The following is a 20613-nucleotide window of genomic DNA, read 5'->3' as shown; positions in this document are numbered from 1 at the left end:
CACGTTACCGACGCGCCGTCGGTTCGTGAACCGGATGGGTGGTCCTGCGGTGGCGGCCGGGCGCGACGCCGTACCACCGCTTGAAGGCGTGGGCGAAGGCGAATTCCGAGGAGTAGCCGACGCGGGCGGCGACCGCTGCGAGCGGGAGTGGCGATTCGGCCAGCAGGCGGGCGGCGAGCGTCATCCGCCACCACGTCAGATAGGCCAGCGGCGGGCGCCCGGTCAGGGCCGCGAAGCGGCGGGCGAAGGCGGCGCGTGACAGACCCGCCTCGCGTGCGAGCCGTTCGACGGTCCAGGGCGCTTCCGGGGCGCGGTGCATCGCGTGCAGGGCGGCGGCGACCGGAGGGTCGGTGAGGGCCGCGGCCCAGCCGGGCTCGCGGGTGTCGTGGCGCGGGCGGTCGGCGAACCACGCGCGCAGCGCGTACAGCAGGAGGGCGTCGAGGAGGGGCGGGACGAGCCCGTCCGTACCGAGCCGCGGGCGGTCCAGCTCGGCGGCGAGCAGCCGGACCGCGGCGGTGACGTCGGGGTGCCGGGCGGGGCTCGCGGGCAGGTGCAGCACCGCCGGCAGGCCGTGCAGCAGCGGGTGGACGTAGCGCGGGTCGAACCGGTGGCTGCCGCTGAACAGGACGGCTGAGGGCCCGTCGCCGGGTGCCGCGGCCGCCGGTGTGCGCTCGCCGCTGCGGGGGCGGGGGACGGGGACGGCGGTCTGCCCGGCGCGGAGGGCGGGTTTCGCCGCGCCGCCGCCGTGCGGGGCCGCCGTGGGGGAGGGGAGCCGGTCCGGTCCGCCGAGCGGGTCGGCCAGCAGGTGGCCGCTGCCGTGCGGGACGAGCAGCACGTCGCCCGGGCCGGCGCGTGCGGTGGCCGCGGGCCGCCGGGCCCCGGGAGGAGGGCGGCCCTCCGCGTGCGGGCCGTCGAAGGCCGCGACCGCTGCGAACGCCCCGCCGTCCGCGTCCTGGGCCGGGACGCGCAGCACGCACGCCCCGTGCAGGACCACGTGGACCGCGACCGTGTCCGGTGCGGGGGCGAACTCCCGTGCCCAGGGCGCGCAGTAGCGCCCCAGTGACGACCGCGGCCGCCCGGTCCGGGCCGCCGCGACCACATCGCTCAGTACGTCCACTCCGGGACGCTACCCCGCGTCGAGACGTCCACGCAGACCGCCGGCGTGCCCGTGTACGGCCCGTCTCCTGCGGGCGCGGCCCGGCGGATCCCTTGACTTTCCGGCACGCCTCAGTATCTTCGTCTCGCTTAACCGGTACAGACGAGAGTCGCCATCCGGCTCCGCTGTCATCCGAGCAGCCTTCCTGTCAGGGAACGTCCGGACATTCCGAGGAGAATGCATGACACTCCCAGCACGACGCTTCCGGCTGGCGGCCCTCGCCGCGGTGACGACGGCACTGATGGCCGCGCTCCTCGCCATCGCCGCGCCGGGCCCCGCCCGCGCCGCGACCACCGGCTTCGTCCAGCGGTGCGGCACGCACTTCTGCGTCGACGGCAAGACCGCCTACTTCGCCGGCGCCAACTCCTACGATCTGTTCACCTTCGGCAGCGGCTCGGGTGACACCGAGACGCAGTACATGGACAAGGCCGCCATCGACAGCGAGATGGCGAACATGGCCGCGGACGGCGTCACCGTCGTCCGCACCTGGATGTTCGACCACGAGCAGTGGCACGGCTTCGAGCCGGCCAAGAACACCATGAACGAGCAGGAGTGGGCGGAGTTCGACTACATCCTCCACTCCGCCGCGCAGCACGGCCTGCGGGTCGTCCCGGTGCTGGAGAACTACTGGACGGCCTACGGGGGCGTCAACGCCGTCCTCGGCTGGGAGGGCGTCTCCACCGCCAACTCCGGCTACTTCTTCGACTCCGCGAAGTGCCCGGGGTGCCTGGCCGACTACGAGTTCGCCGTCGACTACGCCCTGAACCGGGTCAACCACTACACGGGCGTGGCCTACAAGGACGACCCGACCATCTTCTCCTGGGAGCTGATGAACGAGCCGCGCTACCAGGACGTCAACCCGGCCGACAACACGGTGGGCGCGACCTTCCGGGCGTGGGAGGACAAGGTCGGCGCGCACATCAGGGCCATCGACAGCCACCACATGATCGACAACGGCATCGAGGGCCAGGGCAGCGCGTACGGCTACGGCAGCGACAACGGCGTGCCGTACACGTACGAATGCCAGTCGCAGTACATCGACTTCTGCTCCGCGCACATCTACCCGACCGAGGGCTGGGCGAACCTGTCGGTGAGCGCGACCCAGGCGCTCGTCGCGAAGTACATCACCGACGCCCACACCGGGGCCGGCAAGCCCTTCTTCCTGGGGGAGTTCAACACCTCGGCGAGCACCCGCAGCACGTACTGGCCGGCCATCTACAGCACGATGGAGGCGGGCAACGGCGACGCGGACGCCTTCTGGTGGTACATGAACAGCAGCAAGGACGGCAACTACGGGGTGATGCACGGCGATCCGGTGCTGAGCTACTTCACCGCGCACTCCGACACCGACAAGGCCAGGAGCGGCGGCGGCACGACCCCTCCGACGACGCCTCCGACGACCCCGCCCACCACGCCGCCCACCACCCCTCCGACGACGCCGCCTACGACGCCGCCCGCGGGTTCGTGCGCGGTGAACTACCACGTCGACGACTGGGGAAGCGCCTTCAACGCCAACGTGACGATCACCAACGGCGGGTCCGCGCTCAGCGGCTGGAGCCTGGCCTTCGCCTTCCCCGGTGACCAGAAGATCACCAACATCTGGAACGGTGTCGCGTCGCAGAGCGGCAAGCAGGTCACCGTGGCCAACGCGTCCTACAACGGCGCGGTCCCGGCCGGCGGCAGCGTCGCCTTCGGCTTCAGCGCCTCCTCGACGTCCGGTACCAACGGCGTCCCGGCCGCCTTCACCCTCAACGGCAGGGCCTGCACGATCTCCTGAGGCCGCCGCACGTCCGCACGGTCCCCCGCCGCCCTCCCCGCGGCGGGGGACCGTGCGCCACGGCCGGGGGCTTACGCGGTTCAGGAGAGCGTGGCCGGCCCGGGTCTCCGCGCTCCGCGGACCGTTGACGCCGCAGGGCGGCGCGGTGACTATGGGAGCGCTCCCATTCCCCCCACGTCAAGGAGCCGTCCCATGCGCGTACCCGCGCACCGCCGCCGGCCGCACCGCAGACTGGCCGCGGCGCTCGCCGCCGCCGTCACCGCGGCGCTGGTGTCCGTCCTGACGATGCTGCCCGCCCCCGCGGCGACGTCCGCCGTCCAGGCCGACGTCACCGGCAACGCCACCCACTTCGACGGCCTCGGCCAGCCCTACGGCGGCTGCGGCATGCCCCAGTCGGTGCTCGACATCCCGGACTTCGTCGCGCTCAACGTCTTCGACACCCCGGGCGACTACACGATGTACCAGCGCCCGGTGCCCGCCTCGCAGAGCTCGATCATCGGCGCCTGGGACAACGGCCACAACTGCGGCCGCTACGTGCAGGTGACCATCGGCGACTACTGCACCGGCACCAACGACGGCGCCGCCGGCCAGCCCTTCTGCCGGGGCGGCAGCTGGACCCCGGACCAGTACGACGGCGCCACCCTCACGATGCTGGTCGCCGACAGCTGCGCCGACCCCAACGCGTGGTGCCGCGACGACCCGAACCACCTGGACCTCGACACCGCGTCGCTCGGCCACTTCACGCAGAACGGCAGCGCGGTCAGCGGGCTCGCCGACCACTGGAACAACAGGAAGGTGTCCTGGCACTACGTCGAGGCGCCGAACTACACCGGCGACATCAAGATCGGCTTCCTGCAGGGCGCCCAGCGCTACTGGGGCGCGGTCTCCGTCTCGCACCTGCCCAACGGCATCCACGGCGTCGAGTACTACTCGGCGGGCGCCTGGCACGACGCGAAGATGAACGGCGACATGGGCCAGTCCTTCATCCTCGACCCGATCACCGCGGGCGGCACCGACTTCCGCATCCGGGTGCGCGACGTCACCGACTCCTACGTCTTCGGCGGCCGGACGTACGACTTCTCGCTGCCGGCCTCCTGCTCCGGGCAGTGCTCGGCGGCGTACACGGCCGCCACCTACACCACCGGCGGCGGCAGCAGCACGCCCCCGACGACGCCCCCCACGACACCGCCCACCACCCCGCCGACCACGCCCCCGACCACCCCGCCCACCACGACGCCCGCCTCCGGCGGGTGCACCGCCGCCGTGCACGTCAGCAACTCCTGGCCCGGTGGCTTCCAGGCCGACGTGACGGTGCAGAACACCGGCACGAAGCAGACCGGCGGCTGGGCCGTGCGGCTGACACTGCCCTCCGGGGTCCAGGTCGCGAGCGTCTGGAACGCCGCCGTCGACGCGTCGGCACCCGCGACGACCGTGCGCAACGTCTCCTACAACGGCACCCTCGCACCGTCCGCGAGCACCTCGTGGGGGATGACCCTGAACGGATCCGCCCAGGATCTCGGCACCCCGGTCTGCACCGCCTCGTGACCGCGCCCGTGACCGCGGCCGGCTGACGGCCCGGCACCGGAGGGCCGCCGTGCGCGCCGCGCGCCCGGCGGCCCTCCGGCGTCCCCGGATGCCCGCGCACAAATGGCGTGCCGACCAGGGCGCCCATAGCTTCGAAACGCGTCCGTGCCGCCCACCGACGAGGGGGCGAGACGGCGGGCGCGATCCGAAGCAGGCCCTGGGACCTCGAGCAGCGCTGTCGCTCTGCCGGGTCGAGAAAGGCAGGTCGAAGCGATGCTCGTACGGCACAGCACATACCTGGCGGGAGTCATGGCCGCCGCGGCGCTCGGCGCCGGCGCCGTGGCGGCGCCCGCCCACGCCGAGGGGAGGCTCCACGTGGTGCGCGCGGGCCAGTCCGTCCAGGAGGCGGTCGACGCGGCCGCCGACGGGGACACCGTGCTGGTGATGCCCGGCACCTACCGGGAGAGCGTGCAGATCACGCGGAACGTGACGCTGAGGGGCGCCGTGCGCGGCCAGGTCACGATCACCGCCCCGGCCGGCCAGGGCGCCGGGTCCACGGGCGCGAGCGGCGCGTCGGGCAGCCACACGAACACCACGACCTCCACCACCGGCGCCGACACCGGCAAGCAGGCCGGCGCGCAGGCCCCCGCCCCGGCCCGGCCCAAGGAGGGCACCGCGGTCAGCGGGACCACGACCCAGGCCGCGTGCGCCGCCGCCGGGCACGGCGTGTGCGTGACCGGCGCCGCGGACAAGCCGCTCACCGCGGTCCGCATCGAGGCCCTCGACGTCACCGGATTCCGCGCCAACGGCATCGACGCCTCCGGCACCGACCACATGGTCGTCCGGCACGTCCTGGTGCAGGGCAACGGCGCCCAGGGCATCAGCCAGGAGAAGTCCACCCGCGCGGTGCTGAGCGACAACCGGGCCGTCGGCAACGGCCAGTCCGGCATCTTCGTGGCCAACCTGGTCAGCGCGGAGGGCGGCGCGCTCGACACCCGGGGCACCGTCATCTCCGGCAACAGCCTGAACGGCAACCGGATCGGCGTCACCGTCCGCCGGGCGCGCGACCTCACCGTCGAGGACAACACCGTCTCCGGCAACTGCGGCGGCGTCTTCGTCGTCGGCGACGAGAACAACCCCAAGGCGGGCGACCTCGACATCCGTGCCAACCGGATCACCGAGAACAACAAGTTCTGCGCCTCCAACGGCCGGCTCCCCGACATCCAGGGCACCGGCGTGCTGCTCACCGGCGCCGAGGACACCCGCGTCACCGGCAACACCATCAGCGGCAACTCCGGCGCCTCGCCCATGTCCGGCGGCGTGGTGCTCTTCCCGAGCGAGGTCGGCGTCGCGAACCGCGGCAACCAGGTGGACGACAACACCCTGACCGGCAACGTGCCCGCCGACATCGCCGACCGTGACACCAACGGCTCCGGCAACACCTTCAGCGCCAACTCCTGCGCCGTCTCCCAGCCGGCCGGCCGGTGCTGACGGTATGCCCCGCAGGTCCGCCGCGCGCACCGCGGCCGCGGCCGATCCCGCCCCCGACCCGGTACGACCGAAAGGGCCGACCATGACCATGACCCGACCGGCCGCCGCGCCCCCGGCCACCGCCGGCGCGCAGCAGTCCCCGCCCGAGGCCCCGCAGCAGGCCCCCGACCAGTCCGTGATGCGCATGCGCGAGCTGGTGTTCGGTGCCGCCTGCGCTGCCGCGATCCGCGCCGCCGCGCGGCTCGGCGTCGCCGACGCGCTGGGCGACGAGCCCGCCACCGCGGAGGAGCTGGCCACGGCCGTCCGCACCGAGGCCCGGCCGCTCGGCCGGCTGCTGCGGGCGCTCGGCAGCTACGGCGTCTTCGCCGAGCAGGGCGACGGCCGCTTCGCGCACACCGCGATGTCGCGGATGCTGCGCGAGGACGCGCCCGACTCGCTGCGCAACATCGCGCTGTGGTGCACCGAGCCGTGGACCTGGGAGGCCTGGCCGCGGCTCGACGACGCCGTGCGCACCGGACGCGACGTCGTCACCGACCTGTACGGCAAGCGCTTCTTCGAGTACCTGCACGACGACGCGCCCGAATCCGCCGCCGTGTTCAACAAGGCGATGACCCGCTCCAGCATGCAGTCCGCCCGCGACGTGGTCGACAGCCTCGACCTGACCGGCGTCGCGTCCGTCGCCGACATCGGCGGCGGCCAGGGCCACGTGCTGGCCGGGCTGCTGGAACGGCACCCGCAGCTGCGCGGCACCCTGCTCGACCTGCCCAAGGTGGTCGCGGGCGCCGACCCGCGGCTGCGTGAGGGCGGCGCGCTCGCCGACCGGGCCACCCTGCTGCCCGGCGACTGCCGCGACGAGATCCCGGTGCAGGCGGATCTGTACGTCATCAAGAACATCCTCGAATGGGACGACGACAGCACCCGCAGGACGCTGCGCAACGTCGTCGCCGCCGCCCGCCCCGGCGCCCGGGTGCTGGTGATCGAGAACCTGGTGGACGACAGCGCCTCCATGCGGTTCACCACCGCCATGGACCTGCTGCTGCTGCTCAACGTCGGCGGGCAGAAGCACACCAGGGAGAGCATGGTCGCGCGGATGACGGAGGCCGGCCTCGCGGTCGGCGAGGTGCGTCCGGTGGGCCCGTACCTGCACGCCTTCGAGAGCGTGGTCGGCGGCTCCTGACCCGGCCCGCGTGCGCGTACGCCGGCGGCCGGCCCCGAGGTTCACGGGCCGGCCGCCGGCGTGTCCGGGTCAGGCCCGGCGCGAGGACGTCAGGTGGGCGAAGACCACCACGTTGTCGGTGTAGTCGCGCTTGCTGCGGTCGTAGCTGCCGCCGCAGGTGATCAGCCGCAGCTGCGGGTCCGGGGTGTCGCCGTAGACCCGCCGGTCGGGGAAGTCGCCCTTCGAGAACTGCTCGACGGAGTCGACGGTGAAGACCGCCACCGTCCCGTCCGCCCGGGTGATCTCCACCGGGTCGCCCGGCCTGACCAGGCGCAGCATCAGGAAGACCGCGGGACCCGTCTTGGTGTCGACGTGCCCCGCCACGATCGCCGGGCCGCGCTCGCCCGGGCTGGGGCCGTCGGCATACCACCCGACGAGGTTCTTCTCGCCGGCCGGGGGCGCGCCGAGGTTGCCCGACGGGTCCAGGTGCAGGGCGGTGAAGGGCGCGTTCACACCGATGCCCTTGACGACCAGCCGGGTCGGTGCGGAGGCCGGCAGCGGCGGCACGGCGACCGTCGGCACCGGCGCGATGGCGCTCTGGCCGTTCGTGCCGGCGCTGGGCGGCGCCGCGGCCGACGCGGGCGGGGCGGGCAGGCCGCGGCCCGCGGAGTCGACCGAGTTGTAGATCATCAGGGCGCCGATCGCCGCCGAGGCGAGCGCCCACCGCAGCATGCGGGGGCGCGCGCGGAGCGGCGGGGCGTCCGCCGCGCCCGCGGGCGGCGGCGGGTACTGCTGGGACATGGGGCGGTGCCTTTCCTCGGGCCTTCCTCGGGGGCCTTCCGTGCGGCCCTGCCGCGGCTCGCGAGCGGAAGCCGGCGCAGGGCCGGATATGCCGTGGCCACCGCCGCGGGGGAGCGACGGTGGCCACGGCAGGAGACGGCTGAGGAGCGTTCAGCCGGTGATCAGCCGTTCACCGGTGGGCGGTTCAGACCAGGCCGCCGACGGTGGGGCGGCGACGGCGCAGCGCGACCGCGCCGGCACCGAGGCCGCCGAGCAGCAGCACCGAGCCGGCCGCCATGCCGCCGCCGGACAGCGCCATGCCGCCGCCACCGGTGTGCACGCCGCCGTGCGGGTGCTTGCCGTGCCACGAGCCGGCGTCGCCCTGCTGGGCGGCGTCGTCCGAGGCGGTGCTGTCGGAGGCGGTGCTGTCCGAAGAGGTGCTGTCCGAGCCGGTCATGGCGGAGTCGCTGCTGTTCTCCGTCGCCGACTGGGAGTTGTCGTGGGTGGTGGAGTGCGACGAACCGTGGCTGCTCGGGTCGTACGCGTTGAGGGCACCCGTCGCGTGGGCGGCCGGGGCGGCGATGGCGAGGACTGCGGAAAGTGCAGCTCCGGCGAAGAGGGTGCGGGCAGTGCGCATGTGAGGTTTTCCTTCCGTCACGCCTGCGCCGGCCGACAGGCGGTCGGCCGAAGCGAATCGCAGGTGCGACGTGTTCACCGTCAGCCCCACGCACCCCGCGCGCCACCGGAGAGGGCCGCAAGGGGGTGGTCCTTGCGCCCTCCGGGTGGCGGATTCGGCCGTCCGGACGACGGATCCGGCGGCTCAGACGCCCTGGCCGACCGCGGCGCGGTCCCAGCGGTAGAACTCCCGCGCCATCGCGTCCTTCGGGGACCGCCAGGTCTCCGGGTCGTACGCGCTGACGTGGGGGGACAGCCGGCGGCTGATGTCCTGGAACTCGGGGTGCGAGGCGTGCTCGGCCACCTTCGGCCCGGGCGGGCCGTCCGCCTCGATCAGGTGGAAGTAGAGGTCGCCGAACTGGAACAGGCTGCGGCTGCTCACCCCGATGAGCCGCGGCAGGTCGCCGCGGTCGGAGGTGCGGAAGACCTCGGCGATGTCGTCCGCGGAGCCGGGGGCCATCCGGGCGACGATCAGGGCGCGGTGCACGGCGGTACGTCCTTTCCTGGCGGGCTGCTGGGTGTGCTGCCGGTGTGCCGCCCCGCGGTGCGGGGGGGCACCGCGGGGCCCGGGCGGGCGGACCCGCCCGGACGCGGCGTCAGTTGGCGACCGGGACCTCTTCGCGGGCGCGCTTCTCGATGGTGTCCCTGATGAGTTCGAGCTGGACCACCGAGTTGGCGTTGATCCGGGCGGTCATCCCCGCGTCGTCCACCGGGGCGTCCGGCTTCATCGCGAAGTCCTGGACCCAGCGCATCCGGGTGCCGCCGGGGACCTCGTGGTAGCTCCAGAAGATCTCCATGAAGTCGAACGGCCCCGTCTCCACCCGGCGGGCGGTCACGGTGCGGGTCTCGGGCACCGGCTCGCGCTCGGACACCCAGCTCCACACCGTGCCGTTCTCGTCCGGGTGCATCGTGAGCCGGAAGGTGGTCCTGCGGCCCTGGCGCTCGAGGATCTCCACCGACGCGTACTCGCTGAAGAGCTGCGGCCAGCGCTCCAGGTCGTTCGTCATGTCCCAGACGAGGTCCAGCGGGGCGCCGATGACGATCTCGTTCTCGGTGTGTGCGGCCATGGCTCAGGCCCTCGCCTTCAGCACGTCGTTGACGACGTCCACCAGCTCGCGCGGCGTGCGGCAGGCGTCGGCGTCGGCCGGGATGGTGGCGCCGTGCTCGTTCTCCAGCGCGCCCACGATGCCGAGCAGGCCCAGCGAGTCCAGGCCGAAGTCGGCGAACGGGGTGTCGGACTGGAGTTCCAGGTCGGCGGGGTCGACGACGACGCCGGCGCGGCGCTCCATCAGCGCGGCCAGTTCCGCGTACGTGATCTCGGTGTTCATGAGCGGCTCCTTGCGTGAGGGTGTCGGGTCGGGATCGGGGGAGTGGGGGCGGTGGTCACAGCCGGGCGTCCGCGCCGTGCCGCAGCACGAGCGCCGAGTTGGAGCCGAGCAGGCCGCGGCTGAGCACCAGCGCGGTGCGCAGGTCGGCCGGCCGGGCGTGGCCGGTGACCAGGTCGAGGCCGCCCGTGACGTCCGTGACGTTCGGGGTGGGCGGCACGACCGCGTGCTCCATGGCCAGCACCGCGCAGGCCACGTCCAGTGCCGCGGCGCCGCAGTAGGCGCGCCCGGTACCGGTCTTGGGGGCGGTGACCGGGACGCGGGCCGCGTGCGGGCCCAGCACGTCGGCCAGCGCGAGGGCCTCGGCGTGGTCGGCGGCGGGCACGCCGAGCGCGTCCGCGAAGACCACGTCGATTTCCTCGGGCGCCGCGTCCGCCTCGGCGAGCGCGCCGCGGATCGCGCGTGCCAGGCCCTCGCGGGAGGCGGCCCAGTCCGCGGAGCCGGTGAAGGTCGCGGCGTGCCCGGCGATCACCGCCCGTGCGGTGACGCCGCGTTCGCGGGCCGTGTCCTCCTCCTCGGCGACGAACATGGCACCGCCCTCGGCGGGGACGAAGCCGCACGCCCGGTCGGTGAAGGGCAGGTACGCCTGCTGCGGGTCGACCGCCAGACTCAGCTCCGGGTAGCCCAGCTGGCACACCACCGAGTACGGCGCGAGCGGTGCCTCGGTCGCGCCGACCACCATGGCGTCGGTGCCGCCGCGGATCGCGCGGGCGGCGTGCGCGAAGGCGTCGAGCCCGCCCGCCTCGTCGCTCGCGACGACCCCGCAGGGGCCCTTGAAGCCGCCGCGGATGGATATCTGGCCGGTGCTGGCCGCGTAGAACCAGGCGATCGACTGGTAGGGGCCGACGTAGCGCGGTCCGCGGCCCCACAGCTGCTGCAGTTCGCGCTGGCCGAACTCGCCGCCGCCGGAACCGGCCGCGGTCACCACGCCGATGCCGTACTCCGTGGCGCCCGCCGCGTCCAGGCCCGCGTCGCGCAGGGCCATGTCGGCGGCGGCCATCGCGAAGTGGCTGAAGCGGTCGGTCTGCACCAGGAAGCGCTCCTCGACGAGCGAGGACGGGTCGAACCCCGGCACCTCGCCCGCGACGGCCAGCGGCAGCGCCTCGCAGCCCTCCCGGGTGACCGGGCCGAGCGCGCTCACGCCCTCCTTGGCCGCCTTCCAGTACGCGTCGGCGCCCACGCCGGTGGGGGCGACGACGCCCAGCCCGGTGATCACCGTACGGCGCCGGCGGCCGGTCCTTCCCGCGGTCGTGCCGGTCATCGGCTCGCCTCCTCCCGGTTGAGGACCACGGCGGACTGGAAGCCGCCGAAGCCGCTGCCGACGGACAGCACCGTCCGCAGCCGGCGCTCGCGCGCGACCTTCGGCACGTAGTCGAGGTCGCACTCGGGGTCCGGGGTCTCGTAGTTGGCCGTGGGCGGCACCACACCGTGCTCCATCGCCAGCGCGCAGGCGGCCAGTTCGATCGCGCCGATCGCACCGAGGGAGTGCCCGACCATCGACTTGATGGAGCTCATCGGCGTCCTGCGGGCGTGCTCGCCCAGCGAGCGCTTGACCGCGGCCGTCTCGTGCCGGTCGTTCTGCTTGGTGCCCGAACCGTGCGCGTTGACGTAGTCGACGGCGGTGCGCTCGGTCCTGCCGTGCGCGAGCGCGTGGTCGATGGCCCGCGACATCTCCAGGCCCTCGCGGGTGAGGCCGGTCATGTGGTGGGCGTTGCCGAAGGTGGCGTAGCCCGTGACCTCGCAGTAGACGTGGGCGCCGCGGGCCCGCGCGTGCTCCAGCTCCTCCAGGACGAGCACCGCCCCGCCCTCACCGAGGACGAAGCCGTCCCGGTCGGCGTCGAAGGGGCGCGAGGCGTGCGCCGGGTCGTCGTTGTTCGGCGAGGTCGCCTTGATGGCGTCGAAGCACGCCACGGTGATCGGGGAGATCGGCGAGTCCGACGCGCCGGCTATGCAGATGTCGGCGCGCCCCTCCTCGATGGTCCGGAAGGCGTAGCCGACCGCGTCCAGGCCCGAGGTGCAGCCGGTGGAGACCGTCTGGACCGGGCCGCGCGCGCCGATCTGCTCGGCGACCTCGGCGCCCAGCGCGCTCGGGGTGAACGCCCGGTGCAGATGCGCCTCGGCCTTCGCCGGGTCCACGTCCCAGCGGTCGCCGCCGGCGCTCACCAGGGCGTAGTCGTGCTCCAGGCGGGTCGTGCCGCCCACCGCGGTGCCCAGCGACACGGCGGTCCGCCAGGGGTCCCCGGCCTCCGGGTCCAGTCCCGCGTCGTGCAGCGCCTCGTCCGCCGCGGCCATCGCGAACTGCACGTAGCGGTCGGCACGTGCCAGGCGTACGGGGTCGAGACCGACGCCGGCCGGGTCGAAGTCGCACTCGGCGGCTATTCGGGAGCGGAAGCCGGTGGCGTCGAAGCGTGAGATGCGCCGGGTCGCCGTACGCCCCGACGAGAGCAGGTCCCAGAAGGCGGGGACTCCCACCCCGCCCGGGGCGACCACCCCGATACCGGTGACCGCGACCCGCCTGGTCACTTGACCGCTCCCGCCGCCTCCGGCGGGCGTCCGGCGCCGGCCATGGGGCCGTCGACGGGCAGCGGGTTGCCCGCGGCGTCCTCGGTGTCGACGTGGCCGAGCTCCGGGCGCGGCGCCAGCGGGCCGAGGTGGAAGACCATGCGGGCCGTGCCGGTACCGACGTTGCGGAAGCGGTGCCGCACGTCCTTGGGGATCAGCAGCCCGTGGTCGGGGGAGAGCGCGTACGCCGTACCGTCCAGGTCGACCTCGAGCTCTCCCTCGACGACGAGGACGAACTCCTCGGAGTAGGGGTGGTAGTGCTCGGCGACGCGCTCACCGGGCCGGATGATCGCGAGGCCCATGAAGCCGCTGGTCGCTCCGCAGACGGTGGGGGTGAGCATGGCGCGCAGATCACCGCCACGGCGCCGGTTGGGCTCGACGTCGTCGACGTGCACGATCCGGTGTGGCTGAGCGGTCATGAGGGGTGCCTCCAGTGGTGTCACGGCGGCCGGCCGCGGGGGGATCCGCGGCCGTGCCGCCTGCGGTGGGGCGGTGGAGCGGGACTGCCGGGCCGTCACACGTCCTGCGAGTGGCGGTCGGTGAGCAGGGTCATCTGGCAGTGCGCCAGCAGGCCCGCGCGCCCCTGGTCCGTACCGAGGTCGCGGACGGCTCCGGGCAGTTCGAGCTGCCGGGCCAGCTCCGCGGCCAGGTCGCGGTCCGCGGTGCCGGTGGTCAGCGCCAGGTCCGCGTCCGCCGGCGCCGCCAGGTCGACGACCCGCACGACGACGTCGTCGCGCTGGAAGACCGTGCTGCGCACCAGCGGGCCGGTCGGGTCCGCCGCGGCCAGCTCGTCGGACCGCGCCAGCACCCGCGCCACCGCGGCGCCGCTGCCGCCGCGCACCGGGTACTGCAGCGCGTACCGCCGCACCTTGCCGGTGCGCTCGGCCTCGGCCACCGCCTCGTGCACCGCCGGCAGCGCCGCCCGGCCGAAGAACGCGCGCGCCGACTCGGGGGAGGTCAGGTCGCGCTCCTCCTCCAGGTAGGGGTTGATGGCCTCCTCGACCGCCCGCACCTCGGGCTGCTGCGCGACGTGCCGCAGCGCCGCGGACAGGCTGCCGCGCACCTCGACCGCCCGCACCACCCGGTTGCCCTGCATGAACAGCGACGTCCGGCACAGCCGGGTGGCCGAGTCCACGCGCGCCGACGGCGAGGCGTACTCGCTCAGCAGCTTCGCGACGACCTCCTCGCTTCCCGGCCGGACGGTGAAGGTGATCGCGTGCCGGACCCGGCCGTCGCCCGCCCGCTCCGGGCGCGGGGCGCGGCTGCCGGTGTGGCCGTCCGCCGACGTCTCGCGCAGCACCTCGTAGCGCAGCGACCGGGTGTCGTTGACGCACTCGTGCATGGGCTTGACCATCTCCCGGTGCTCCGGGCTCTCCACCCAGGACAGGAAGGGGGCGGCGCTCTCCCACTCGCTGGTGATGAGCCACTGCGACGGGTCCTCGATGGACTGGCACAGCTGGTCACGGACGTGGCCGGGTACCGACGCGACCTGGTCGCGCAGCAGCTGGTACGCGTCCAGGAAGGCCTGCTGCGCGCCCTTCCTGACGTCCAGCATCAGCACCACGCGCAGTGTCGCGGACTCGGTGCCACCGGCCTTGACGGCGGCGCCCGCCGTTCCCGGCTCTCCGGACAGGGTCGTCATCTTCCACTTCTCCTCACGGTGCCGCCGGTCCTGGCGGCGGGTTGGGCGTTTGGGCTTGTCGCGGGTGGGCTGCCGCGCGGCCGTGTCCGACTGCCGATCTGCCGTCCCCTGGTTTTCCGATCGTGCGCCGGTGCCGCCAACGCCGCGAGATCTGCGGTCCATGCGGGCGAATGCGCCGCCGCCGCAACCGCGCGGGCCGCTGACCGGGCAAGGAGAGAGGCGGGACCGGACGACGGCGTGCCGGGCCCTGGGCCGCGCCCCCCGGCGCGCAGCACCGGCGGCCCCACCGCCGCCGCGCCCCGCGCCCGTACAGGCAGGAGCAACACATGCAACCGACGTCCACCGACCGCACCGAGCACGTACCGGTCCTCGTCATCGGCGGATCCCTGGTGGGGCTGTCCGCCTCCCTCTTCCTCGGCCGGCTCGGCGTGCGCCACCTGCTCGTCGAGAAGCACACGGCGACCTCGCACCACCCGCGCGGCCGCGGCAACAACGTGCGCACCATGGAGCTCTACCGGACCGCGGGCATCGAGCCGGCGATCCGCGAGGCGGCCTGCGTACTCGCCCGCAACCACGGCATCCTGCAGGCCGAGTCGCTTACCGGCGACAGCCAGCGCTGGCTGTTCCGGGAGATCGACCCCGGCGGCGGCCTGGCCGCGCTCAGCCCGTCGAGCTGGTGCCTGTGCAGCCAGAACGACCTGGAGCCGGTGCTGCTCCAGCACGCCCGCGCCCTCGGCGGCGACATCCGCTTCGGCACCGAGCTGACGTCCTTCACCCAGGACGCGGACGGGGTGACGGCGGAGATCCTGGACCGCGAGAGCGGCACCACCCGGACGGTGCGCGCAGGCTACCTCGTCGCCGCGGACGGGCCGCGCAGCCCCGTGCGGCGCGCGCTGGGCATCGGCCAGACCGGCGCCGGCGAGCTGTTCCACAACGTGAGCGTCACCTTCACCGCCAAGCGCCTCGCCGAGGTCGTCGGCGACCGGCACTTCATCGCCTGCTACCTCACCAACCCCGATGCGGACGGCGCGCTGCTGCCCGTCGACAACCAGGACGAGTGGGTCTTCCACCTGCCCTGGCACCCCGAGGACGGCGAGCCGCTGGACGCCTTCACCGACGAGCGGTGCGCCGCCCACATCCGCACCGCCGTCGGGGTGCCGGGGCTGGAGATCGAGATCACCGGCAAAGCCCCCTGGCACGCCGCCGAGCGCGTCGCCGAGAGCTACGGGCAGGGCAGGGTGCTGCTGGCCGGCGACGCGGCCCACGAGATGTCGCCGACCGGCGCCTTCGGCTCCAACACCGGGATCCAGGACGCCCACAACCTGGCCTGGAAGCTCGCCGCGGTGCTCGGCGGCTGGGCCGGCCCGGGCCTGCTGGAGACCTACGGGCAGGAGCGGCGGCCGGTCGCCGTCGCCACCAGCGCCCGTGCCTCCGAGCGCTCCGCCGAGCACAGCCACCCCGGCTACGACGCCCTCCCCGCGGGCGGCGGCCGGCAGAGCGGGGTGCTGACCGTGGCGCTCGGCTACCGCTACCCCGCCGGCGCGGTCGTCGGCGTCGACCCCGACCGCCCGGTGGTGCCGCAGCCGCCCGCCCCGCCCGCGGGCCCCGGCGGCACCGGCGGTCCCGTCGTACCGCACGCCCCCGCCCGCCCCGGCGAGCAGCCGGTCCCCGGCGGCCCCGCACTCCCGCGGGGCGGGGCCGGCCCGCGGCTGTGGACCGGCGACCCGGGTACCCGTGCCCCGCACCTGTGGGTCACCCGCTGCGGCGAGCGGCTGTCCACGCTCGACCTCTACGAGCGGGCGCCGGTCCTCCTCAGCGGCGCCGCCTCGGACGCCGGCTGGCACGCCGCCGCCGAACGTGCCGCCGGCCGCCTCGGCGTCCCCCTGCACCGCTACCGCCTCGGCTCCGTCCCCGCCGCCGACCTGGTCACCGCTCCGGGAACCGACTGGGCCGCCGCGCACACCACCTCCGAGGACGGTGCCGTACTGGTCCGCCCCGACGGCTTCGTGGCCTGGCGCGCCGACGGCGCCTCCCCCGACCCCGAGGCCGAACTGACCGCGGTCCTGCGCGAAGTGCTCAGGCTGGCCTGAGCGTCCGGGGCGCCTCCCACCGGCCGGCGGGGCGGCCACCCGGCGGCGCGGGGAGCCGCGCGGCAGGCCACGGCACGCGGGAGGACCGCGCACGGCGCCTCACGGGGCAGCCCGCGGAGCCTCGGCAGCCCCAGGGCATGCGAAAGCGGCGGCGGCCGCCGGTGGGAGCCGGCGGCCGCCGCCGCTTTCGCGCGTCGTGCGCGGGGTCCGGGCCGTCAGGCCACGGTGGTGCTGAACGCGGCGTGCAGCCTGCGCGTGTGGTCCACTTCCCGCACCTGGCCGGTGAGGGTCGCGACCACGGTCAGCCGCTGGTCCGTTGAGGACGCGCCGAGCCGCAGCTCCAGCTCGCCCGGCTCCACGATGCGGCGGCCGTCGCGCCCGGTGAAGGACGCGAGGTCGGCGGGCACGGTGACCTCGACCCGGGCGGACTGCCCCGGCTCCAGGTCCACCCGGCGGTAGCCGATCAGCCGCTGCACGGGCTGCACCACGGAGGCGACCGGGTCGTGCAGGTAGAGCTGCACGATCTCGGTGCCCGCCCGCTCGCCGGTGTTGCGAACCGTGAACGACAGGCCGAGCTCGCCGTCCGTGCCGGTCTCCAGCTCCGGCACCTCCAGGTCGCCCCACTGGAAGCTGGTGTACGTCAGACCGTGACCGAAGCCGTAGGCCGGCGTCGGGTCGATGTTGGACGTCTCGCTCGCGTGCGAGAGCTTGGCCACCAGGTACGTGGACGGCTGGGTGCCCGGCTGCCGCGGGATGCTGACCGGCAGCTTGCCGGACGGCGCGACGCGGCCGGACAGCACGCCGGCGACCGCCCGCGTGCCCTCCTCGCCGGGGAAGAACGTCTGCACGATCGCCGCGGCCTCGTCCACCGCGCGGCCCAGCACGTACGGCCGGCCCGCGAGCATGGTGACGACGACCGGGGTGCCGGCGTCGAGGAGCGTGTCGAGCAGCTGCTGCTGCACGCCGGGCAGGGTCAGCGACTCGGCGTCGCAGCCCTCGCCGCTGGTGCCGCGGCCGAAGAGCCCGGCGCGGTCGCCCAGCGCCAGGACAACGATGTCCGCCTCGGCGGCCAGCCGCGCGGCCTCGTCGAAGCCACTGGTGTCGTCGGTGTCGATGTCCGAGCCGCGGGCCGTGACGATCTCGCTGTCCGGGAACTCCTCGGCCAGCGCGTCGCGCAGGGTGGGCAGCTCGATGCCGACCGGCACCTCGGGGTGCTGGCTGCCGACGTGCACGGGGAAGGAGTAGCAGCCCAGCACCGCGGTCGGGACCTCGGCGTTGGGGCCGATGACGGCGATCTTCGCGGGGCGCGCGAGCGGCAGCGTGCCGCCCTCGTTGCGCAGCAGCACGATGCTCTGCTCGGCGATCGCGCGGGCGATCGCCCGGTTCTCGGCTGAGTCGAGGTCCACGGTGCCGCGCAGCGCCGCGGTGTCCTCCAGGTCCTGGTCGGCCAGGACGGCGGGCACCGGGTCCCAGTCCGGGTCCAGCAGGCCGAGCTGCACCTTCTGCACCAGCACGCGGTGCAGCGCGCGGTCGATGTGCGCCTCGGGCACCTGGCCGTCGGCGATCGCCTTGAGCAGCGGCTCGCCAAACGCCTTGACGGTCGGCAGCTCGACGTCCACGCCGGCGTTGAGCGCGGCACCGGCCGCCTCGCCCAGGCTGCCGGCCACGCCGTGCAGCATCTGGAGGAAGGCGATGCCGAAGTAGTCGGCCACGACCGTGCCGGTGAAGCCCCAGGTGTCGCGGAGCAGCCCGGTCAGCAGGTCCGGGTCGGCGGCCGAGGGAACACCGTCGGTGTCGGTGTAGGCGTGCATGACCGACCGGACGCCGCTCTCCCGGATCGCCATCTCGAACGGCGCCAGCATGATGTCGGCGCGCTCCCGGGTGCCCATGCTGACGGGCGCGAGGTTGCGCCCGGCGCGCGAGGCCGAGTAGCCGACGAAGTGCTTGAGCGTCGCGACGATCCCGGTGGACTCCAGGCCCTGGACGTATGCGGTGGCCACCGTGCCGATGAGATACGGGTCCTCGCCGATCGTCTCCTCGACCCGGCCCCAGCGGGCGTCGCGCACCACGTCGAGCACCGGGGCCAGGCCCTGGTGCACGCCGACGGAGCGCATGTCCTGCCCGATCCGGGCCGCCATCGAGCGGACCAGCTCCGGGTTGAAGCTGGCGCCCCACGACAGCGGTACGGGGTAGGCGGTCGCGCCCCAGGTCGCGAAACCGGCCAGGCACTCCTCGTGCGCGACGGCCGGGATGCCGAAACGGTTCGCCGCCGCGATGCTCCGCTGCGTGCGCAGCAGCGACAGCGCGCCGAGCGCCGGGTCGACCGGCGCCGTCCCGTACGACCTGGTCAGCTGGCCGAGACCCTGCGGCAGCAGGCTCTCGAGGGTGACCGGTTCCTCCATCTCGTGCTGGTACGGGGCGACCTCGCCGCCCTCGTCGGACGCACCCACCCAGATCCCGAACAGCTGCGCGACCTTCTCCTGGAGGGTCATCGCCGCGATCAGCGCATCGGCCCGGGCTTCCGGGGCGAGGGAGGTGTTCCTCCAGGGCGGAGTAGCGGACTTAGTCTCTTCGGCCACGGTGCCGGTCACTTTCCTCCGACGCCCATGAGTCCCTGGACCAGGGCACGGCGGGCGAACAGGTAGACGATGAAGATGGGCAGCATCGACAGCACGACCGCGGCCAGCAGGCCGGGGACGTCGATGCCGTGCTCGGTCTGGAAGTTGAAGAGGCCCAGGGTGATGACCTTCGACGGATCGGTCTGGGTGAGCACCAGCGGGAAAAGGAAGCCGTTCCACGCCTGGAGGGCGGAGAAGACCACGATGGTGGACAGACCGCTCTTGGACAGCGGCACCACCAGCTGGAAGAACGTCCGGGTCGGCGAGGCGCCGTCCATGGCCATGGCCTCGTACAGCTCGGAGTTGATCTCCCGCATCACGCCGGTGAGGACCAGCGCGCAGACCGGCAGGGAGAACGCCGCGGTCGGCAGGATGACGCCGATGAGGTTGTCGTACAGACCGGCCTTGGTGATGAGGTAGAACATCGGCACGATCACCGCCTGCGACGGGATCGCGAGGCCCAGCAGGAACAGCCGGAAGACACCGGTGGTGGCCTTGCCCTGGCTCCGCACGATCGCGTACGACAGCGGCGGGATCAGCACCAGCACGATCGCCACCACGGCGGCCGTGACCAGGACGGTGTTCAGGAAGTAGTGCCCGAACCCGTTGGAGAAGTCCTGGGTGTAGTTGTCCAGCGTGAAGTGCTTCGGCCACGACAGCGGGCCGTTGGACGAGTAGTCCGAACGGCTCTGCAGCGTCGCCGCGAGCATCACGTACAGCGGCAGGCCGATCAGGACCAGCCAGACGAGCGAGCCGAAACCGGCGAGGTAATTGGGACGGCGCTTCATCACAGTCCCTCCGTCGAGCTGCGCATCTTGTCGTAACCGGAGAACTTGACGATGACGAGCGAGATGATCGTGGCGATGACCACCAGGATCAGCGCGATGGCCGAGGCGTAGCCGAACTGGAAGTCCTTGAACCCCTTGACGTACGAGTAGTACGGCGTCGTCGTCGTGTCCGTGCCGGGACCACCCTGGGTCAGGATCAGCACCGTGTCGAACACGGTCATGCCGCCCACCACCATGAGGATCATCGAGGTGACCATGGTGGTGCGCAGCTGCGGCAGCGTGATGGACCAGAACTGCCGGAACCGCCCGGCGCCGTCGATCGCCGCGGCCTGGTAGAGCACCTGCGGGATCGCCCGGGCCGCACCCTGGTAGATCAGGGTGTGGAAGGGCGTGTACTGCCACGCGCCGACGAAGATCAGCACGCCGATGGCCGTGCTCTGGTGGCCGAACAGGTTGCCGTCACCGAAGAGCCACTTGGCCTGGGAGGGCATGCCGAAGTTCGGGTCGAGCAGGGCGCGCCACAGGATGGAGATGGCCGTCGCCGACAGCAGCAGCGGGATGAAGTAGATCGCGGACAGTACCGCCCGGTTGCGCTGCTTTCCGGCCGCCCAGACGCCGAGCAGGATGCTCAGCGGGGTCTGGACGACGACGCCGAGCACCGTGGTCAGCAGCGTGAGCCAGATGCTCTGCAGCATGACGTGGTCGTGGAACAGCGTCTTCCAGTTGTCCACGCCGGTGAAGGACAGCGCGTCGACGCCGTCCCATTCGGCGAAGGACAGCACCGCGACCATGATCAGCGGGACGACGGCGAAGAGGGTGAAGAACAGAGTGGCGGGCGCCGCCCAGGCAAAGCCTGGGCGGGCCACGGAGACGCCGGACTTGCGGCCCGGCCAGCCGGCGCCGGCCCGGAGTACGGGCCGGCGCTTCTCCACCCTGGGTGAATCAGTGGTGGTCATTTCTGGATCCCGG

Annotated in this window: 18 protein-coding genes; 5 read left to right on the top strand and 13 right to left on the bottom strand. The window is 73.6% G+C overall.

Translation table 11 applies throughout. From position 1 onward, the window contains the following. Window positions 1–4 precede the first annotated feature (4 nt). Complete coding sequence (locus ACH4SE_RS31375; protein WP_398546919.1) at window positions 5–1117, bottom strand: AraC family transcriptional regulator; 1113 nt, start codon at window positions 1115–1117, stop codon at window positions 5–7. A 220-nt stretch (window positions 1118–1337) separates the two neighbouring features. On the opposite strand from ACH4SE_RS31375, the gene ACH4SE_RS31370 reads away from it, so the two are divergent. The 4 genes from ACH4SE_RS31370 (at window position 1338) to ACH4SE_RS31355 (ending at window position 7125) form a co-directional block, all read left to right on the top strand. Further along, window positions 1338–2933, top strand: coding sequence for a cellulose binding domain-containing protein (locus tag ACH4SE_RS31370; RefSeq protein WP_398546918.1), 1596 nt, complete (start codon window positions 1338–1340; stop codon window positions 2931–2933). Between the two features lie 192 nt (window positions 2934–3125). Beyond that, entirely contained in the window at window positions 3126–4478 is a 1353-nt protein-coding gene (locus ACH4SE_RS31365; RefSeq protein WP_398546917.1) for a cellulose binding domain-containing protein, read from the top strand. A 252-nt stretch (window positions 4479–4730) separates the two neighbouring features. After that, window positions 4731–5948, top strand: coding sequence for a nitrous oxide reductase family maturation protein NosD (locus ACH4SE_RS31360; protein ID WP_398546916.1), 1218 nt, complete (start codon window positions 4731–4733; stop codon window positions 5946–5948). A 178-nt stretch (window positions 5949–6126) separates the two neighbouring features. Further along, window positions 6127–7125 (top strand): methyltransferase, encoded by a 999-nt coding sequence (locus ACH4SE_RS31355; RefSeq protein ID WP_398546989.1) that lies wholly within the window; start codon window positions 6127–6129, stop codon window positions 7123–7125. A 69-nt stretch (window positions 7126–7194) separates the two neighbouring features. Here the strand turns inward: ACH4SE_RS31355 and ACH4SE_RS31350 are convergent, their stop codons facing one another. The 9 genes from ACH4SE_RS31350 to ACH4SE_RS31310 all read right to left on the bottom strand — a co-directional run bounded on the left by ACH4SE_RS31350 (window position 7195) and on the right by ACH4SE_RS31310 (window position 14148). Further along, the gene (locus tag ACH4SE_RS31350) at window positions 7195–7905 is read right to left on the bottom strand and encodes a class F sortase (RefSeq protein WP_398546915.1); all 711 of its coding nucleotides are present in this window, start codon (window positions 7903–7905) and stop codon (window positions 7195–7197) included. Window positions 7906–8089: 184 nt separating this feature from the next. Then, window positions 8090–8521: a hypothetical protein gene (locus ACH4SE_RS31345; protein WP_398546914.1), complete on the bottom strand. Its 432-nt coding sequence runs from the start codon at window positions 8519–8521 to the stop codon at window positions 8090–8092. Window positions 8522–8704: 183 nt separating this feature from the next. Continuing rightward, window positions 8705–9046, bottom strand: coding sequence for a TcmI family type II polyketide cyclase (locus tag ACH4SE_RS31340; RefSeq protein ID WP_398546913.1), 342 nt, complete (start codon window positions 9044–9046; stop codon window positions 8705–8707). A 109-nt stretch (window positions 9047–9155) separates the two neighbouring features. Continuing rightward, window positions 9156–9626: an SRPBCC family protein gene (locus ACH4SE_RS31335; protein ID WP_398546912.1), complete on the bottom strand. Its 471-nt coding sequence runs from the start codon at window positions 9624–9626 to the stop codon at window positions 9156–9158. Between the two features lie 3 nt (window positions 9627–9629). Further along, on the bottom strand, window positions 9630–9887 hold the full coding sequence (locus ACH4SE_RS31330) for an acyl carrier protein (RefSeq protein WP_398546911.1): 258 nt from the start codon (window positions 9885–9887) through the stop codon (window positions 9630–9632). 55 nt (window positions 9888–9942) lie between these two features. Next, window positions 9943–11205, bottom strand: coding sequence for a ketosynthase chain-length factor (locus ACH4SE_RS31325; protein ID WP_398546910.1), 1263 nt, complete (start codon window positions 11203–11205; stop codon window positions 9943–9945). Further along, the gene (locus ACH4SE_RS31320; RefSeq protein WP_398546909.1) at window positions 11202–12467 is read right to left on the bottom strand and encodes a beta-ketoacyl-[acyl-carrier-protein] synthase family protein; all 1266 of its coding nucleotides are present in this window, start codon (window positions 12465–12467) and stop codon (window positions 11202–11204) included. The genes ACH4SE_RS31325 and ACH4SE_RS31320 overlap by 4 nt, the downstream gene beginning before the upstream one ends. Then, on the bottom strand, window positions 12464–12925 hold the full coding sequence (locus tag ACH4SE_RS31315; protein ID WP_398546908.1) for a cupin domain-containing protein: 462 nt from the start codon (window positions 12923–12925) through the stop codon (window positions 12464–12466). The genes ACH4SE_RS31320 and ACH4SE_RS31315 overlap by 4 nt, the downstream gene beginning before the upstream one ends. Window positions 12926–13020: 95 nt before the next feature. Then, on the bottom strand, window positions 13021–14148 hold the full coding sequence (locus ACH4SE_RS31310; protein ID WP_398546907.1) for a SchA/CurD-like domain-containing protein: 1128 nt from the start codon (window positions 14146–14148) through the stop codon (window positions 13021–13023). A 326-nt stretch (window positions 14149–14474) separates the two neighbouring features. Between ACH4SE_RS31310 and ACH4SE_RS31305 the strand changes: the two genes are divergently transcribed. Further along, entirely contained in the window at window positions 14475–16238 is a 1764-nt protein-coding gene (locus tag ACH4SE_RS31305; RefSeq protein ID WP_398546906.1) for an FAD-dependent oxidoreductase, read from the top strand. A 215-nt stretch (window positions 16239–16453) separates the two neighbouring features. Here the strand turns inward: ACH4SE_RS31305 and ACH4SE_RS31300 are convergent, their stop codons facing one another. From ACH4SE_RS31300 to ACH4SE_RS31290, 3 genes are read right to left on the bottom strand one after another with little or no spacing between them, the layout of a single operon-like run. Next, window positions 16454–18829, bottom strand: a complete 2376-nt coding sequence (locus ACH4SE_RS31300) for a glycoside hydrolase family 3 N-terminal domain-containing protein (protein WP_398546905.1) — start codon at window positions 18827–18829, stop codon at window positions 16454–16456. Continuing rightward, window positions 18826–19644, bottom strand: a complete 819-nt coding sequence (locus tag ACH4SE_RS31295; RefSeq protein ID WP_398546904.1) for a carbohydrate ABC transporter permease — start codon at window positions 19642–19644, stop codon at window positions 18826–18828. The genes ACH4SE_RS31300 and ACH4SE_RS31295 overlap by 4 nt, the downstream gene beginning before the upstream one ends. Then, entirely contained in the window at window positions 19644–20600 is a 957-nt protein-coding gene (locus ACH4SE_RS31290) for a carbohydrate ABC transporter permease (RefSeq protein WP_398546903.1), read from the bottom strand. The genes ACH4SE_RS31295 and ACH4SE_RS31290 overlap by 1 nt, the downstream gene beginning before the upstream one ends. Window positions 20601–20613 lie beyond the last annotated feature (13 nt).

This window comes from Streptomyces sp. NPDC020983, assembly GCF_044333485.1.
Classification (GTDB): Bacteria; Actinomycetota; Actinomycetes; order Streptomycetales; family Streptomycetaceae; genus Actinacidiphila.
This window is presented reverse-complemented; position numbering and strand designations above follow the sequence as displayed.

Coding starts and splice junctions, on each gene's coding strand:
- ACH4SE_RS31370 (WP_398546918.1), top strand. CDS start 1,338: ATGACACTCCCAGCACGACGCTTCCGGCTGGCGGCCCTCGCCGCGGTG.
- ACH4SE_RS31365 (WP_398546917.1), top strand. CDS start 3,126: ATGCGCGTACCCGCGCACCGCCGCCGGCCGCACCGCAGACTGGCCGCG.
- ACH4SE_RS31360 (WP_398546916.1), top strand. CDS start 4,731: ATGCTCGTACGGCACAGCACATACCTGGCGGGAGTCATGGCCGCCGCG.
- ACH4SE_RS31355 (WP_398546989.1), top strand. CDS start 6,127: ATGCGCATGCGCGAGCTGGTGTTCGGTGCCGCCTGCGCTGCCGCGATC.
- ACH4SE_RS31350 (WP_398546915.1), bottom strand. CDS start 7,905: ATGTCCCAGCAGTACCCGCCGCCGCCCGCGGGCGCGGCGGACGCCCCG.
- ACH4SE_RS31345 (WP_398546914.1), bottom strand. CDS start 8,521: ATGCGCACTGCCCGCACCCTCTTCGCCGGAGCTGCACTTTCCGCAGTC.
- ACH4SE_RS31335 (WP_398546912.1), bottom strand. CDS start 9,626: ATGGCCGCACACACCGAGAACGAGATCGTCATCGGCGCCCCGCTGGAC.
- ACH4SE_RS31330 (WP_398546911.1), bottom strand. CDS start 9,887: ATGAACACCGAGATCACGTACGCGGAACTGGCCGCGCTGATGGAGCGC.
- ACH4SE_RS31325 (WP_398546910.1), bottom strand. CDS start 11,205: ATGACCGGCACGACCGCGGGAAGGACCGGCCGCCGGCGCCGTACGGTG.
- ACH4SE_RS31315 (WP_398546908.1), bottom strand. CDS start 12,925: ATGACCGCTCAGCCACACCGGATCGTGCACGTCGACGACGTCGAGCCC.
- ACH4SE_RS31310 (WP_398546907.1), bottom strand. CDS start 14,148: ATGACGACCCTGTCCGGAGAGCCGGGAACGGCGGGCGCCGCCGTCAAG.
- ACH4SE_RS31305 (WP_398546906.1), top strand. CDS start 14,475: ATGCAACCGACGTCCACCGACCGCACCGAGCACGTACCGGTCCTCGTC.
- ACH4SE_RS31295 (WP_398546904.1), bottom strand. CDS start 19,644: ATGAAGCGCCGTCCCAATTACCTCGCCGGTTTCGGCTCGCTCGTCTGG.
- ACH4SE_RS31290 (WP_398546903.1), bottom strand. CDS start 20,600: ATGACCACCACTGATTCACCCAGGGTGGAGAAGCGCCGGCCCGTACTC.